We start from the raw sequence: 16532 nt of genomic DNA, 5'->3' as shown, positions 1-16532 counted from the left end.
TATAGCTATGAAAGAAAGTATTGTTCAAAAGAAAAGCTTTGAATTTTCATTAAAAGAGACAAGAGAAGCTAAAAATTAATCGCTCAAAATTTAAAACTAAAATTATGGGAAACTTTACACACATAAATAAAAAGAACAACCCAAAAATGGTAAATGTTTCTGACAAGAAAATTACCAAAAGAACAGCTATTGCAAAAGCAACCATGTTTTTAGGAAAAGAAGTAATTTCTCATTTTACAGATGATGAGTTAATCACCAAAAAAGGACCTGTTTTTCAAACGGCAATTATTGCAGGAATTCAGGGTGTTAAAAAGACATCAGAATTAATACCTATGTGTCATCCATTATTAATTAATGGCGTTGATGTAGATATAGAAATTGTAGATGCTGAAAACATAGAAGTACTTTGTAAAGTAACAATTACAGGTAAAACTGGTGTAGAAATGGAAGCTTTAACGGGTGTAAATATTACGTGTTTAACTATTTATGATATGTGTAAAAGTATCAGTCAGAAAATGATAATTAGAGAAGTAAAATTATTAGAAAAAACAGGCGGAAAATCTGATATAAAAAACTAGCGTCATTACGAGGAAGTATGACGAAGTAATCTCTCGATAAAAAGATTGCTTCACTTTATTTGCAATGATTAAAAGATACTGAAACAAGTTCAGCAGAAGATGAAAAAGCACAAAAAACATACAAATTTAATTAGACGAAATAATGATAATTTTGCCCCAAACGAAATTGCCATTTTAGGAACAAATTGTGGTATTATTTCTGATTTGGTTCATCAAGTTTCTGAGAAATTATCAAACTATAAATTAGCGTATTTTGATGCCTCTCATGCAAAAGATGTTGAAGAAAATAAATTGTCTGAATTTACTTTTCATCATCAAGGAAATTTACAAATTACAACTTCTGGTAACGTAAATAAGTTTGAACAGCGTTTGCAATTTGCACAATATGATTTTGTTTTTATCAACGGAAACCATTATCAAGGTGCAAAACAAATTTTAATTTTAGATGATGCAAAAGAAGCTTCAGTTTTAAAAAGATTAGAGCAGTTAGATAATATTCAGTTTATTATTAAACTAAAAGAGGAGACAAAATATTTTTCTTTTTTGGAAGATAAATATCCGCAGATAAAGAATATTTCTTGTTATACAATTGATGAGGTTGATAAGATTACGAATCACATTAATAATCTTATTCTAGAAAAAATTGCTCCCGTAAAAGGGTTGGTTTTGGTTGGCGGAAAAAGTACAAGAATGGGAACAGATAAATCTGAACTCGATTATTTTGGAAAACCTCAAAAAGAGGTGGTAAAAGAATTGTTAGAAAACAATAATTTAGAAACCTTTTATGCTGTTCAAAACGCATCAGAAAAAGAAGATGAGATTCATGATAAGTTTTTAAATTTAGGTCCATTTGGCGGAATTTGTTCTGCTTTTCAGAAAGACCCAAATGCCGCTTGGTTTGTGTTGGCCACAGATATTCCTTTTGTAGATGAAGAGATTATAAAATTGGTTTTAAAACATAGAAATCCAAGTAAAGTAGCAACTGCAATTAAAGGAAAAGGGAAAGAGTTTGTAGAGCCTTTAATAACTATTTATGAGCCAAAAGCATATGCTATTTTATTGCAATATTTAGCGCAAGGGTATTCTTGTCCTCGTAAAATGTTAATCAATTCTGATGTTGAAATAGTAGAAGTAGATGATAGTTTTATTAGAAATGTGAATACGCCTGAAGAGTTTGATTTGGCTAAAAAAGAAATTTCTTACTTATCGTTACAAGCAAGAATAACGAAGTAATCTGTTTATTTAATTATCTAATTTTAATGAGGAGATTGCTCCGTTCCTCACAATGACAAAAAATGAAACCAAGAATAAACCAACTTTTTAAACGTCAAATTACTTTATCAGAAATTGGTGAAGTTGGGCAACAAAAATTACAAAACGCATCTGTTTTGGTGGTAGGTTGTGGCGGATTAGGAAGTCCAATTGCGGTGTATTTAGCCTCAAGCGGAATTGGGAAAATCCATTTGGTAGATTTTGATACTGTAGATATTACCAATTTACACAGGCAAGTTTTTTATAGTTTAGACGATGTTGGCAAATCGAAAGCAGAAGCTTTATCATCATTTATAAAAAATAGAGCACCGTTTACCGAAGTAAATTTTACTAACAAGCCTATTACAAAAGAAAATGTTTTTGAGTTGATAGAAAATGTTGATGTTGTTGTTGATGGAACAGATTCTTTACACGCAAAATACTTAATTAATGATGCTTGTGTTATTAAAAATAAGCCATTGGTGTATGGTTCTTTATATAAGTTTGATGGTTATGTAGCTACTTTTAATGTGTTGCAAAAAGACGGAACTTATTCTTCAAATTTAAGAGATGCGTTTCCAAAAATGGCAACAGACATTCCTAATTGTGAAGCAGCAGGAACCTTAAATTCTATTGTTGGAATGATTGCAACACAACAAGTAAACGAGGTTTTAAAATTAATTACAGAAATTGGAAAGCCATTAGTAAATGAATTGTTAATTTACAACTCGTTGCAAAACACTCAATTAAAAATGAAGTTAAAACCGATTTTTCTAAAAGATAAAATTGCTAAGATTTTTAAAGTTCAAACCTATGTAGATGCTGTTTGTGCTGGGCAAAATCCTGATTGGCAAATATCATCAGAAAAATTAAAAGAAAAATTAGGTGATAAAAACCTTGAAATTATAGCAGTTTTAAACAATTTAAAATTGCCTTTTAATGTACAGCAAACTATTCATATCAATCAATTTGATGCAGATAAAATAAATATTGATAAGAGTAAAACCTATGTGATGGTTTGCCAAAGAGGTTTTAATAGTTACAAGGCTGTAGAAAGATTAAAAACAAAATATCCAGATTTAGAAGTGTTGAATTTAACTGGTGGAATATCTAGTTATAAATAAAATTAAATGAAAAGACCTTTAGATTTTTATTTAAATCAAAAAAACGAATTAGAAAAAGAAACTTCTATTCTTAAAAGGAAACTTATTAATTTAGGTATTTTTAGATTTGCAGTTTTTTTAGCTACTTGTTTTTTAATTTACCTAACTTTTGGTAGCTATCCAGATGTTTTTATCATTGTTTTTTTAGGAATTTTTCTGTTTTCCTTTTTAGTTTTAAAGTACCTTAAATTAAAGAGAGAAAAAGATGTTATTGACGCTAAAATTAACATCAACAAAACAGAAATAAAAGTTCTAAATAGAGAGTTTCATCTATTAGAATCTGGAAAAGAATTTATAAATCCTTCTCATTTTTATAGCAATGATATTGATTTATTTGGTAAAGGTTCTTTTTTCCAATATACGAATAGAACAAGAACTAAAGACGGAAAAATTACCTTAGCTAAAGTTTTTACAGAAAATAAAACCGATGCTATTTTAGAGAAGCAAAATGCTATTAATGAGCTTTCCGAAAAAGTAAAATGGCGTCAGCATTTTTCTGCTTTGGCTAGTTTGGTAACTGTAAAAAGTAATACCAATTTTATTACAAACTGGATTCAGAATTACGCGTCTGTTTTTCCAAAGTTTTTATCTATAATTCAAGTAGGGTTTTCAATAATTTCTGTGCTTTTAATTGGTCTAGTTTCTTTTGGTTATATTTCCTTTTCGTTTTTACTAGTATGGTTTTTTATGGGGCTTTTTATAACTGGGGCTTTTTTAAAGAATACAAACAATTTATATTCTGAAACGGATAAAGTTAGAGAAACTTTTAAGCAATATCATCAATTGTTAAATGAAATAGAAAATGAGGTTTTTTCTTCAAGAAATTTAACAGAAAAACAAAAAGTAATTCAATCAGAAAATAAAAAAGCTTCTCTTATTTTTAAAGAATTTTCTAAAGTTTTAGATGCTTTTGATAATAGAAACAATATTATTATTGCTGTTTTGGGCAATGGGCTTTTTTTAATTGAAATAAGCAATGCGCTTAAAGTTGAAAAATGGATAAAAAAATACAAACATGTAGTAGAAAAATGGTTTGAAGTAGTTGCTTATTTTGATGCTCAAAACTCGTTAGCTAACTTTAAGTTTAATCATCCAAATTTTGTGTTTCCAACAATAACATCAAAAAAAGAAACTATAAAATCTACCAACTTAGGGCATCCTTTATTAAAAGTTGATAAAAGAATTGACAATAATTTTACAATTGAAAACGAGCAGTTTTTTATAGTTACTGGAGCTAATATGGCTGGTAAAAGCACCTTTTTAAGAACAGTTTCTTTATCAATTGTAATGGCAAATTGTGGTTTACCTGTTTGTGCTAAAAGTTTTGAATATACGCCAATAAAATTGATTACTAGTATGAGAACTACAGATTCTTTAACAGAAGATGAGTCGTATTTTTATTCGGAATTAAAGCGTTTAAAATTTATTGTTGATGAAATTCATGATAAGGATTATTTTATCATTTTAGATGAAATTTTAAAGGGTACAAATAGTAAAGACAAGGCAATTGGCTCTAAAAAATTTGTTGAGAAATTAACAAAATCTAAATCCACAGGAATTATTGCAACGCATGATGTGAGTTTGTGCGAGTTAGAAAATGAATTTAAAGAGATTAAAAATTATTATTTTGATGCAGAGATAATTGATAACGAACTTCATTTTGATTATACTTTAAAAAACGGAGTTTGTAAAAATATGAACGCCTCTTTTTTATTGCAAAAAATGGAAATTGTTTAATTTGTTATTCAATTACTTCTATAAACAAATTTTTAACTTTGCTTTCAAAATTATCAAATGTCTCACCAGGAAAATTTGCAGATAAACAAATAATGTTTCCATCTTCATTATCAGTAATGTATAACGGATATCCTTTAGATTCTTTTGTTTCTATGTTTCTAGTTGCTATATCATATATTATTACTTCTTTTTTAGCAGTATTGTAATCGTCTGTAAGTTCTCTGGTATTATTTGTGCCATAAATTTTTGATCCATCTCTACTTAAATTTGATGTTATTGCTGGAGAGTTGTATTCTTTTATAAGAGAATAATCATTAGCGCTGTAAATTTTATTATTAGTTGTGTTTACGATGTATGTAGAATTGGAGTTATACTGCACATTATTATGGTTATAATTGTATTGCAATGGAATATTTTTTATGCCATGATTGACAATAATTCCATTTTCATCAATTTTATAAAGTATAGCCCTACCTTCATTATCATGACTTACTAATATGGTGTTTGTATCTATTTTTAGAATTTCATAATGACCACTTCCTTGATGTTGTGTAAAATGAGGTTTTTTGTCTAATAGTGTAAAAGCATCATTATTTCTTAAATAGGTAAATACATTCTCATTGTCTGTTACAACCCAAATATCATTTCCCAAATAACTAAAACTTCCTGTGCTTGAATTGCTTAAATTAAAAGCGTATTTGTATGTTAAATCATCTGCATTATAAACCCATAATTCATCATTTTGTGGGTAAATAAACTCTTTGCCATAGCCGGTTTCAGAATCAATTATTTGCATACTAGTACTTGTAGACGATGTTGGTTGTTTGTATGATTCTGCAACAAATTTTTTATCTATAGTACTATATTTTGCAAATTTATAATTACCATAAGTAGATTCTCTGTAATAAAATATAAAAGACTTGGATTCTCTATCGTAAACCATTTTATATAAATATTCTATATCTAACATACCAATTCTGTTTAAATTTACAGAAATTGAGTTTTCATTTTCTATGATATAACTGTAGTTTCCAAACTTATTATAAACTAAAATTACATATACAGGTTGTAATAAATAAGGAGGGTTTGTGTCTGTAAAACTGGTAATATTTACATCATCTATAACGGTAACATGTTCGTTATAGTTTGGCGTAAAATCTAGAGTATCGTAATATTTAATTTCGTAATGAGAAAAATAAGGGTCTTCAGATTTTTCCCAAGTTAAGGTTACAGACTCGTTATTAACATTAGCATTGACAAAATTTACATGTTCTGGTCTAAGATTATCAGTAAAAATGGTTATTAAATTACTTTCTCCTAATAGGCCTTCATCTGTATAAATTTTAAGTTGATAACAATGTTCAGTAGAAAAAGCCTCTAAGTCTACAAAGTAGTTTTCATTTACATCTGTTATTGTTTTTATTAATTTTACAGATGATGAGTTGCAAGTTTCATCTGTTCTGTAGATTTCATATTTTAGAAATGTTTTATAGCCTGAGTATTTATTCCAAGTAAATTCTATTTGACTATCATTTGATTTTTGATAAAATGTATCTGTGTAAATGTCAACTTCTTTGGGAGGTGTGTACCTTGTAGCTGTAAAAATATAGGCTTCAGTGCCATTATTTACATCTAAATCTAAATAAACTTGAAAAATAAAAATGTTTTCATTTAATTTTCTAACCTCTATAGTTTGTGATTCACCAGTATTTGATGATAAGTTAATAATGCCATCTTTTAAGGCCCAGTTTGCATTGGCTTTATCGGCATTACATAAAGACGTTTTAAAAACAGTTTCTTGATAAACATTATCAGCAGAATATGTAAAATAGTCTGTACCACATTCTTGAAAACTTATTGGGGCTTCTGAAGTATTGCCATTAATAGTAACAGTTTGTATAGCCCAAGTACCTATTAAATGACTGGCATTAGCATCTCTTTGAATATAATCATCTATTATTTCTTCATTTTCACAAGAAAATAATAGTAGGGATAAGGTTATTAGTAGAGAAAATTTAGATAGCATTTTCATAATAAACAACTTTTTTAGTTTTTTTCTAAAGATAAAAAAAGAATTAATTTACTTCCACTCTAAAGTTTCAATTAATTTTAAAACATCTTCTCTTATATACGCAACTGCAGGTAAAATAGAATCGTAGTTAGGTTTTGCGTAGAAATACAAAGAACCTTTTATAAAATTACTTGTACTGTCTGTAACATGAAACTGTAGGTTTGAGGCTGCGTTTCCTGTAATTTCATACAAACTTCCAAAGACTCTTTTTTTAGGATTCACAAAGTCTTTTGGGGTAATTTGTTCTGCTTTTACAGCATGTTTAAAAACCAATTTTTCTGCTTCAGTTAAAAGTTCTATTAAGTTGTTTTCAATGGGCCTATAAGTAATATCTAAAGAAGCTTTTAAATTAGGATATTTAATTTTTAACCAATTATTTGTATCATCAATAATAGTAGTTCTTTTTAAAACATCAAAAGTATAAGGTCTTTTAAGAGTAAGGATTTTGTATTCTTTTTGCGGATATGTTAAGCCTAAATACCCTTTTGGTTTTGGTAAAACATCTGTATTACAAGAAAGAAAAATAAGAGAAATTATAATAAAAAAAAGGTTACGCATTTCTAGTTGCTTTAACTTGTTTTATGCGTTTTTTATCTAACGCTTCAATAGTAAACGTATAATTTTTGAAATTTATTTTATCTCCTTTTTTAGGGAATTTACCATAAATTTCTAAAATAAAACCAGCTAAAGTTTCGCTTTCGCCTTTTTCACGTTCAAAAATTTCTTCATCTTCATCATCTAAAACCTTGCAAAAATCTTTTATAGTTGTTTTGCCTTCAAAAACATAATTGTTTTCGTCAATCTTAGAGTAAGCTAAATCATCATCGTCAAACTCATCATTAATATCTCCCACAATTTCTTCAATAACGTCTTCTAAGGTAACCAAACCACTTGTTCCTCCGTACTCGTCAACAACAATTGCTAAGTGATTTTTTTTCTCTCTAAAATCGCTTAACAAGTCATCTAATTTTTTATTTTCTGGCACAAAAAAGGGTTCTCTTAACAAAGATTGCCACTTAAAATTTGTTTTATTTAAATGTGCTAATAAGTCTTTAGAATACAAAACACCAATAATTGTGTCTATATTTTCTTTATAAACAGGGTTTCTAGAGTAGCCTTTTTTTTGAATTTTGCTAAGAACAGTTTCATAAGATTCATCATCAGAAAGTGCAAAAATATCTATTCTTGGTTTCATAATTTGCACCGTTTCTGTATTACCAAAATTTACGATGCCTTCTAAAATTTTTTGCTCATCTTTTGTAGTTGCTCCATCAGAAGTTAATTCTAAAGCTTGTGATAAAGTTTCAACAGAAAAATTACTGTTTTTACTACCTAATTTCTTTTCAATATATTTTGTTAGGGTAATTAATGGCAGTGTAAAAGGTGTTAAAAATATATTGATAACATGTATAAATTTAGACATTATTTTAGAAAAACGAAGCGCATTTCTAGAAGCGTATATTTTTGGTAAAACCTCTCCAAATAAGAGAATTAAAAAAGTAACAAGTATTATTTCTATTAAAAAACGAACTGGAATTGTAAAAAAATGAAGATTTAAATTGTAATTAAAATCATTAAATAAACTTTCAGCTAAAGAGGCAAAAAGAAGTACAATTAAAATATTGATAAAATTATTAGTAATTAAAATTGTTGCCAATAACTTTTGAGGTTTTTCTAATAATTTTACAATAATATTTTCGCTTTTACTTTCCTTATCAAGTTCGTCTAAATCTGTTTGCGAAAGTGAGAAAAAAGCAACTTCTGTTCCAGAAATTAAGGCAGAACAAATTAGTAAAATAATAAGTGCAATTCCGTTTAAAGAATGAAGTAAATCTATGGAAGAAAAATGTATTAACAAATGTTCAGGATCTGGGTCCAAATTATCGCGTTTTGATTAATTAAAATGGTAAGTCGTCATTTTCTTCTTTTGCAACCGATTTTGGTTGTACAGAAGGTTGTTGGTTTTGTGGAGGAACATTAGAAGTGTCCGTGTTTTTTTTGGTAGATAACATTGTCATTTCATTTACATGAACTTCTGTAGCATAACGTTTTACTCCATCTTGCTCCCATTGGCGGTTTTTTAATTTTCCTTCCACATATATTTTATCACCTTTAGCTAGGTACTTTTCACAAACTTTAGCTAGTCCATTTCTAACTACTAAATTGTGCCAATCTGTTGTTGTTACTTTTTCTCCGGTTTGTTTATTAGTATAACTTTCGCTAGTAGCAATTGGAAAACGACCCACACAATTTTGATCATCAAAATAATGCATTTTTACATCATCACCTAAATTACCAATTAAAATTACTTTGTTTATTGTTCCTGCCATAGCTTAATTATTAGTATATCAAAAGTACTAAAAATTTCAATTACTTTTTAGTTAGAAATGTTTCTAAAAAATTAGCAATTAGAACAGGAACAGGAAATTTTTCTATTTCTGACCAGTTTATATTTGTTTTAGAGAAGTTTTTAGTTTCTACAATCCAAAATTGAGTGTATAAATGTTGATGAGATAATTTATGAATAATTTCCTTTTTATTAAAAAGTGAAATTGTGGTTTGATAAGGAAATAAATTGATGAATTCTTCAGATGAAATCAACTCATTTTTATTGATGATTTTATTGCTTTCAATTAATGGAAATTGATACAAACCTTGCCAAATTCCTTTTCCTTTTCTTTCTGATAAAACAGTTTTATTATCGTTCGTTTTTATCACTAAAAAGTTAAAATAACGATTTCTTACTTTAATTTTCTTCTCTTTTACAGGTAATTCTTTTGTTAAACTCTTTTCTAAAGCTACACAACTATCAGCAAAAGGACAAGTTTCGCATAAAGGATTTTGTGGTTTGCAATGTAGTGCACCAAAATCCATAAGTGCTTGATTGTAATTCCCTGGTTGTGTTTTGTCAATTAAAGTCTGCGCTAGGGCTTTAAATTCTCTAATACCTGCAGATGAGTTAATAGGTGTTTTAATACCATAATACCTAGAAAGCACCCTGTAAACGTTTCCATCTACAACAGCTGCGGCTTCCTTAAAACAAATTGAAGCAATTGCTGAGGCTGTATAATCTCCAATTCCTTTTAATTTTATGATTTCTTTATATGTTGATGGAAATTCGCCATTTAATTCATTTGCAATATGTTTTGCCGTAAAATGTAAATTTCGTGCGCGAGAATAATAACCCAAACCTTGCCACATTTTTAAAACGGTACTTTCATCGGCTTTTGCGAGGTCAAAAACTGTTGGAAATTTTTCAGTAAATTTTAGATAATATGCCAAACCTTGTGCAACTCTTGTTTGCTGTAACATAATTTCTGATAACCAAATAAAGTATGGGTTTTTGGTTTTGCGCCAAGGCAATTCTCTATTATTTTTTAAGTACCAGTAAATTAATGTGTTAGAAAAAATCATGTGTAAAAAATAGAAATGCAATATTACATTTTAAAATTCACATAAATTTAAGTGTTTAAGTTTTTGGAATTGATTAATTATCATATATTTGCATCCGCATTTTTGAAACAAATTTAACAAAAAAATAGTAAAAATAGAGACATGACGAAAGCAGATATCGTATCAAAAATTTCAGACAAATCTGGTATAGAAAAAACAGATGTTTTAGCAACAGTTGAAGCATTTATGACTGAAGTAAAGGATGCATTAGAAAGTGGAGATAACGTTTATTTAAGAGGCTTTGGTAGTTTTATTATCAAAACAAGAGCAGAAAAAACGGGTAGAAATATTTCTAAGAATACAACGATCAAAATACCAGCTCACAATATTCCGGCTTTTAAACCAGCCAAAACTTTTACAGAAGGAGTAAAAAATAAAGTAGCTGTAAAATAAAACAGTATTAATCTAAACCTAAAATATAATAAGGTTTATAAAAACATCGTACATTATGCCAAGTGGTAAAAAAAGAAAGAGAGCAAAGATCTCTACGCACAAAAGAAAAAAAAGAGCAAGAGCAAATAGACACAAGAAAAAGTAAGCATTCGCTTACTTTTTCGTTTATTGTTTAGTAAAAAACAAAAAAAAGTTCATTGACATCGAGGTTACACAAACCTCAAATGGTATTACAAATACCTGACAATATTAATCCATGCTGCATGTTTTTTATGTAGCGTTAAAACCAGTTCAGTATGAAAACAGAATTAATAATTCGTTCAAATTCATCTGATATTGATTTTGCCTTATTAAGAGATGGAAAACTTATTGAATTAAATAATGAAACATCTGATAATAAATTTTCTGTTGGCGATATATTTTTAGCCAAAATAGGAAAAGTATTAACAGGTTTAAATGCAGCCTTTGTAAATGTAGGGTACCCAAAAGATGGGTTTTTACATTATCATGATTTAGGTGCGCAGGTAAAATCATTAAATGAGTTCATTAAGAAAGTAGGCACAGGTAAGTATAAAGAATTCACTTTAAAAAATTTCCGATTTCAGGAAGACATTCACAAAGACGGTAGTATTAACAAAGTACTAAAATCAGGGCAAAACCTATTAGTACAAATTGTAAAAGAACCAATCTCAACAAAAGGACCAAGACTAAGTTCAGAATTATCTATAGCTGGTAGGTTTTTGGTTTTAGTTCCTTTTTCTAACAGAGTTTCTGTATCACAAAAAATAGAAGATCCAAAAGAAAAAGAACGATTAAAAAGATTGGCAAAAAGTATTAAGCCTAAAGGCTTTGGTGTTATTTTAAGAACTGTTGCGCAAGGAAAAAAAGTAGCAGAGCTAGATAAAGATTTACAAAACTCTTTAGAACGTTGGAAAACAATGTCTAAAAGAATAGCAAATACAAATACACCAACAAAAATTTTAAGCGAATTAAACAGAGCTTCATCAATTTTAAGAGATATTATGAATGAATCATTCACCAACATTGTTACAAATGATGAAACTTTAAATGTTGAAATTAAGGAGTATTTACAAGAAATTTATCCTGAGAAGGAAAAAATTGTAAAACTTCACAAATCTGATGTTCCAATTTTTGAAAAATATGGAATTGAAAGACAAATTAAAACTTCGTTTGGAAAAACAGTTTCCATGAGCAGAGGAGCCTATTTAGTTATAGAGCATACTGAAGCTTTACACGTTATTGATGTAAATAGTGGAAACCGTTCTAATAAAGCAGGTTCTCAAGAAGATACTGCATTAGAAGTAAATTTAATAGCTGCCACAGAAGTAGCACGTCAATTACAATTGCGTGATATGGGTGGTATTATAGTTGTTGATTTTATTGATATGCATAAAACTGAAAACAGAAATAAACTGTTTCAGCACTTGAAAGAACAAATGTCTTTTGATAGAACAAAACACAAAATATTACCGCCAAGTAAATTTGGGTTGATACAAATTACAAGACAAAGGGTAAGACCTGAGTTAAGTATAAAAACTACCGAAGAAAACCCAAATAAAAATGGTCAAGTTGAGGCTCCAATTGTCTTATTAGACAATATTGAAGCAGATTTAGAAAAATTGATGTCAAATTCTAAAAACAATAAAAAGATACAATTACATATTCATCCTTTTATTGCTGCATATTTAACTAAAGGAGTATACTCAATACGTTTTAAATGGTATTTAAAACACAAAAAGTGGATTACAATTATACCTAGAGATGCTTATACATACTTATATTATAGATTTGTTACTAAAAAGTAATAAATAGATAATAAAGGCAATAATTTTTTATCAAAAAAACCCATAACTTTAAAAGTTGTGGGTTTTTTATTTTATATAAATTTAAAATTATTTTTGTTCTTTAAGTAGATACATGTAAACAGGATAGTGATCAGAATAACCACCAGCATAAACACCATTTGAAAAACTCCTAAAAGGATACCCTTTGTATTTACCATTTTTTTCTGTTAAAAAACGCTTGTTAAAAATCATTGCTTTAAACATTTTATAAGTAGAAAAATCTTTTTTGCTTTTATTTAATAATGGTGATGAAATTAAAATCATATCAAATAAGTTAATTTTATCTTTATAACCTAAAGTATTAAAGCCTCTTCGGTACAAATCTTCATATGGATTATAAATATCCATTTTACCAATTTTATTTTTATGACTTTTAGTTTTTAAAACTTTTTTAAAACTAGAATTTGTTGGGTCATCATTAAAATCGCCCATAATTAAAATTTTAGCATTATCGTCTTTTTCTCTAATTTTAGCAATAATTTTTGTGTTTTGGTGTGCTGCTTTTTCTCGTAAAGGCCTACTTTTTGCTTCACCACCTCTTCTAGAAGGCCAATGATTTACTATTAAATGAATTAATTCATCATCTAAATAACCAGAAACTAAGAGTTGATCTCTTGTGTATATTTTATAGTTTTCTTTATAAATATTAGGATTAAAGGACTCATGATGAATAGGTTTAAAATATTTTTTCTGATATAATAAAGCTACATCAATTCCTCTTTTATCGGGAGAATCATAATGAATGATTCCGTAATTTTTTTGAATCAAATGTTTGGATTTTACTAAATCATCTAAAACACTTAAGTTTTCTACCTCAGAAACACCAATAATAGCTGGACTAGTATTTGCTTTGTCTAAACCAATTTGCGAAATAACACTACTTAGTTTATCAATTTTATCCCAATAAACTTTAGATCTATTTGCTTTTAACTCCATTATTGGACTAGCTTCATCATTAATAGTAGTATCATTAATAGTATCAAATAAATTTTCTAAATTGTAAAAAGCAATGGTTCTGATGTTGTATTTTTTTTCTTTTTTTTGAGAAAAAAGAGTCGAAGTTGAAAGAGAAATAATTATTAAAAAATGGAGATACTTTTTCATTTATTTTCAGATAAAAAGCGTACTAAGTTATAAGTAAAAATAAAGGAAAATTGGTATATAATACTCTTTTAAGATAAATCTTGTTAAAAATGGTTAATTTTGTATCCTAAATTGCTAGTAAATTTATAAAAATATAAGCAGACTTTATGAGAAAAATTGTTTTATCAATATTTATGCTATTTTTTTTAATAACAACTTTATCATCACAAAATACTGTAAAAGGAATTGTTTCGGATAGTAATTCGGAAACTCCTCTTCAAAACGTTTTGGTTAGTATTAAAAATATATCAAAAAGCCAAGTAACAAGTTTAAATGGTGCTTTTAACTTAATAAATATTATTAATGGTAAATATATTGTTGAGATAAAATTAACGGGTTATGAGACTCAAAATTTTCCTGTAGAATTTTCTGGTAATACAAATATAGATTTAGGTATTGTACTTTTATATAGAAATATTATTGAAGATCAGGATTTAAGTTTAATTACAATTACAGATGATGAATTAAATAATGATGCTAATACAGCAGACAATATTGCTGGTTTGTTACAAGCAACAAAAGATATTTATTTACGTACAGCCGCTTTTGAATTTAGTTCTTCTTTTTTTAGTATTAAAGGCTTAGATTCTGGTAACGGTAAGGTTTTAATTAACGGAATTGAAATGAATAAGTTGTACGATGGTAGGGCACAATGGAGTAATTGGGGTGGGCTAAATGATGTATTAAGAAATCAAGAGTTAAGTAATGGTTTAGATCCTTCTAACTTTACTTTTGGTGGAGTTTTAGGTTCTACAAATATGAATACTAGAGCATCAGAGCAAAAACCAGGTGTAAAAGTTTCGTATTCTTCATCTAATAGAAGTTATGAGCATAGGGTAATGGGAACTTATTCGTCTGGTGTTTTAGAAAATGGTTGGGCAATGACTTTTTCTGGAAGTAGAAGAGCTGGTTTAGAGGGTTTTAATGATGTTACAATTTACAACGCTTATTCTTTTTTTGCATCTATAGAAAAAAAAATAGATGAAAAACATAGTATTAATTTTACATCTATTTTTGCCCCAAATAGAAGAGGTAAATCATCACCAAATACACAAGAAGTTTTTGATTTAAAAGGCATAAAATATAATGAGTATTGGGGTTATATAAATAGTAGAAAAACCAATTCTAGAATAAAAGAAGTTAAAGAACCAATTTTAATGTTAAATCATTATTGGAAAATTTCTGATAAAAATTATTTGCAAACAAATGTTTCTTATCAGTTTGGTAAAATAGGAAATAGTCGTTTAGATTTTAATGGAGGCGCAAATCCAAGTCCAACTTATTACCAAAACTTACCTAGTTTTTATGAAAGTAATAATGATTTAATAGGTGCTTATGAAGCATTAGAAGATTTTCAAAGCAATGGACAATTAGATTGGGAGAGAATTTTTGATGCAAATATTACAAATTTTGATGTAGATATAAATAGCGCTTATGTATTGTATGAAGATAGAAATGACGACAAACAATTTACTTTTAATTCCATTTTAAATTCAGAAATAAATAATAATATTACTTTAAATGCTAAAGTTGAATACAAACGTTTAAGGTCTAATAATTTTGCAGAAGTTATAGATTTATTAGGGGGAAAAGGGTATTTAGATATTGATAATTTTGCTGAAACAGATAGTGAGAAACAAAACAACTTACTGACACCAGATAGGGTTGTTTTGCAAGGAGATAAGTTTAAATACAATTATAATTTAAATTCAGATGTTTTAAGTGCATTTATTCAATCTCAATTTACATATAATAAAATAGATTTTTACGCTGCTGCAAATATCTCTAGAACTTCGCATCAAAGAGAGGGGCTGTTTCAAAACGGAGGTTTTCCAACAAGTTCTTTAGGGAATTCTAAAAAACTAAATTTCACAAATTTTGGTGTAAAAACTGGTGGAACTTATAAAATTAATGGACGTCATTTAGTAAATGCTAATGTTGCTTTTTTAACAAATGCGCCAACAATAAAAAATTCATTTTCGAACTCAAGAGAAAATAATAATGTAGTTCTAAATTTACAAAGCGAAAGCACGTTTTCTACTGATGCTAGTTATATTTTTCGAGGGCCAATAGTTACATCTAAATTAACGGGTTATTATACGTATATTAAAGATGCTACAGAAATAGCTTTTTATTTTGCTGATGGTATTGGAGGTGATAATACAGCATTTGTTCAAGAAGTTTTAACAGGTATAAATAAAAAACATTTAGGTTTAGAATTTGGTTTAGAAGCCCAAGTTACTTCAACAATCAAGATAAAAGGAGCAGCTTCAATGGGTAAATATATTTATGATAATAATCCAAATTTGTATCTAACATCAGAAGATGATTCAGAATCTGTTTCTGTTGGTTTTGTAAACGGATCAAAAGATTTTGGTCAAACAAATCTTAAAAATTACAAGTTATCATCTGGACCCCAAAATGCATATTCTATTGGTTTTGAGTATAGAGATCCAAATTATTGGTGGGTAGGAGCAACTGTAAATTTTTTCAGCAATACTTTTGTAGATGTTGCACCTTTAAATAGATCTAGTAATTTTTATACAGATGATGATGGTTTGGTTTTTACAGATTATGATATAGAATTAGCTGAAGAATTATTAGAACAAGAAAAGTTTGATGATTACAAAGTTGTTAATTTAGTTGGTGGAAAATCTTGGAAAATAAATGATAAATTTATTAGTGTATTTGCAACTGTAAATAACTTACTAAATACGGAATACAAATCTGGAGGATTTGAACAAGGAAGAAACGCTAATTATAGACAATTAAGAGATGATAAAGCCTTAGATAAGCCAGTATTTGGTAATAAATATTGGTATGGTAGAGGAACTACCTATTTTTTAAATATTAATTTAAGTTTTTAAAAAAAAAGAAA

Annotated in this window: 13 protein-coding genes; 7 read left to right on the top strand and 6 right to left on the bottom strand. The window is 28.0% G+C overall.

Annotated elements, in window-relative coordinates; genetic code table 11:
* Positions 1-104: 104 nt before the first annotated feature.
* The 4 genes from moaC (at position 105) to Q0733_RS10355 (ending at position 4729) form a co-directional block, all read left to right on the top strand.
* Positions 105-578, top strand: coding sequence for a cyclic pyranopterin monophosphate synthase MoaC (gene moaC / locus Q0733_RS10370; RefSeq protein WP_298782144.1), 474 nt, complete (start codon positions 105-107; stop codon positions 576-578).
* Positions 579-677: 99 nt separating this feature from the next.
* Positions 678-1811: an NTP transferase domain-containing protein gene (locus tag Q0733_RS10365; RefSeq protein ID WP_298782143.1), complete on the top strand. Its 1134-nt coding sequence runs from the start codon at positions 678-680 to the stop codon at positions 1809-1811.
* Positions 1812-1873: 62 nt separating this feature from the next.
* Complete coding sequence (locus tag Q0733_RS10360; RefSeq protein ID WP_298782142.1) at positions 1874-2953, top strand: HesA/MoeB/ThiF family protein; 1080 nt, start codon at positions 1874-1876, stop codon at positions 2951-2953.
* A gap of 6 nt (positions 2954-2959) precedes the next feature.
* Positions 2960-4729 carry a DNA mismatch repair protein MutS gene (locus Q0733_RS10355; RefSeq protein ID WP_298782141.1) on the top strand — a complete coding sequence of 590 codons (1770 nt, stop codon included), beginning with the start codon at positions 2960-2962 and terminating at the stop codon, positions 4727-4729.
* Positions 4730-4733: 4 nt separating this feature from the next.
* Here Q0733_RS10355 and Q0733_RS10350 read toward each other — a convergent pair whose 3' ends face one another.
* From Q0733_RS10350 to mutY, 5 genes are read right to left on the bottom strand one after another with little or no spacing between them, the layout of a single operon-like run.
* Entirely contained in the window at positions 4734-6761 is a 2028-nt protein-coding gene (locus Q0733_RS10350; protein ID WP_298782140.1) for a fibronectin type III domain-containing protein, read from the bottom strand.
* Positions 6762-6809: 48 nt separating this feature from the next.
* Positions 6810-7358, bottom strand: a complete 549-nt coding sequence (gldD, locus tag Q0733_RS10345; protein WP_298782139.1) for a gliding motility lipoprotein GldD — start codon at positions 7356-7358, stop codon at positions 6810-6812.
* Positions 7351-8679 carry a gliding motility-associated protein GldE gene (locus tag Q0733_RS10340; RefSeq protein WP_298782138.1) on the bottom strand — a complete coding sequence of 443 codons (1329 nt, stop codon included), beginning with the start codon at positions 8677-8679 and terminating at the stop codon, positions 7351-7353. The genes gldD and Q0733_RS10340 overlap by 8 nt, the downstream gene beginning before the upstream one ends.
* Before the next feature lie 19 nt (positions 8680-8698).
* Positions 8699-9130, bottom strand: a complete 432-nt coding sequence (locus Q0733_RS10335) for a single-stranded DNA-binding protein (protein ID WP_298782137.1) — start codon at positions 9128-9130, stop codon at positions 8699-8701.
* 40 nt (positions 9131-9170) lie between these two features.
* Entirely contained in the window at positions 9171-10214 is a 1044-nt protein-coding gene (gene mutY / locus Q0733_RS10330; RefSeq protein WP_298782136.1) for an A/G-specific adenine glycosylase, read from the bottom strand.
* Between the two features lie 141 nt (positions 10215-10355).
* Here mutY and Q0733_RS10325 point away from each other — a divergent pair, with 141 nt between their 5' ends.
* Complete coding sequence (locus Q0733_RS10325; RefSeq protein ID WP_298782135.1) at positions 10356-10646, top strand: HU family DNA-binding protein; 291 nt, start codon at positions 10356-10358, stop codon at positions 10644-10646.
* 296 nt (positions 10647-10942) lie between these two features.
* Positions 10943-12472: a ribonuclease E/G gene (locus Q0733_RS10320; protein ID WP_298782134.1), complete on the top strand. Its 1530-nt coding sequence runs from the start codon at positions 10943-10945 to the stop codon at positions 12470-12472.
* Positions 12473-12559: 87 nt separating this feature from the next.
* Here Q0733_RS10320 and Q0733_RS10315 read toward each other — a convergent pair whose 3' ends face one another.
* Positions 12560-13615, bottom strand: a complete 1056-nt coding sequence (locus tag Q0733_RS10315; protein ID WP_298782133.1) for an endonuclease/exonuclease/phosphatase family protein — start codon at positions 13613-13615, stop codon at positions 12560-12562.
* 146 nt (positions 13616-13761) lie between these two features.
* Here Q0733_RS10315 and Q0733_RS10310 point away from each other — a divergent pair, with 146 nt between their 5' ends.
* Positions 13762-16521: a TonB-dependent receptor gene (locus Q0733_RS10310; RefSeq protein WP_298782132.1), complete on the top strand. Its 2760-nt coding sequence runs from the start codon at positions 13762-13764 to the stop codon at positions 16519-16521.
* The last annotated feature ends 11 nt before the right edge of the window (positions 16522-16532 follow it).

The organism is uncultured Polaribacter sp., assembly GCF_947500975.1.
Taxonomy (GTDB): domain Bacteria; phylum Bacteroidota; class Bacteroidia; order Flavobacteriales; family Flavobacteriaceae; genus Polaribacter.
This window is presented reverse-complemented; position numbering and strand designations above follow the sequence as displayed.

Coding starts and splice junctions, on each gene's coding strand:
- moaC (WP_298782144.1), top strand. CDS start 105: ATGGGAAACTTTACACACATAAATAAAAAGAACAACCCAAAAATGGTA.
- Q0733_RS10365 (WP_298782143.1), top strand. CDS start 678: ATGAAAAAGCACAAAAAACATACAAATTTAATTAGACGAAATAATGAT.
- Q0733_RS10360 (WP_298782142.1), top strand. CDS start 1,874: ATGAAACCAAGAATAAACCAACTTTTTAAACGTCAAATTACTTTATCA.
- Q0733_RS10355 (WP_298782141.1), top strand. CDS start 2,960: ATGAAAAGACCTTTAGATTTTTATTTAAATCAAAAAAACGAATTAGAA.
- Q0733_RS10350 (WP_298782140.1), bottom strand. CDS start 6,761: ATGAAAATGCTATCTAAATTTTCTCTACTAATAACCTTATCCCTACTA.
- gldD (WP_298782139.1), bottom strand. CDS start 7,358: ATGCGTAACCTTTTTTTTATTATAATTTCTCTTATTTTTCTTTCTTGT.
- Q0733_RS10335 (WP_298782137.1), bottom strand. CDS start 9,130: ATGGCAGGAACAATAAACAAAGTAATTTTAATTGGTAATTTAGGTGAT.
- mutY (WP_298782136.1), bottom strand. CDS start 10,214: ATGATTTTTTCTAACACATTAATTTACTGGTACTTAAAAAATAATAGA.
- Q0733_RS10325 (WP_298782135.1), top strand. CDS start 10,356: ATGACGAAAGCAGATATCGTATCAAAAATTTCAGACAAATCTGGTATA.
- Q0733_RS10320 (WP_298782134.1), top strand. CDS start 10,943: ATGAAAACAGAATTAATAATTCGTTCAAATTCATCTGATATTGATTTT.
- Q0733_RS10315 (WP_298782133.1), bottom strand. CDS start 13,615: ATGAAAAAGTATCTCCATTTTTTAATAATTATTTCTCTTTCAACTTCG.
- Q0733_RS10310 (WP_298782132.1), top strand. CDS start 13,762: ATGAGAAAAATTGTTTTATCAATATTTATGCTATTTTTTTTAATAACA.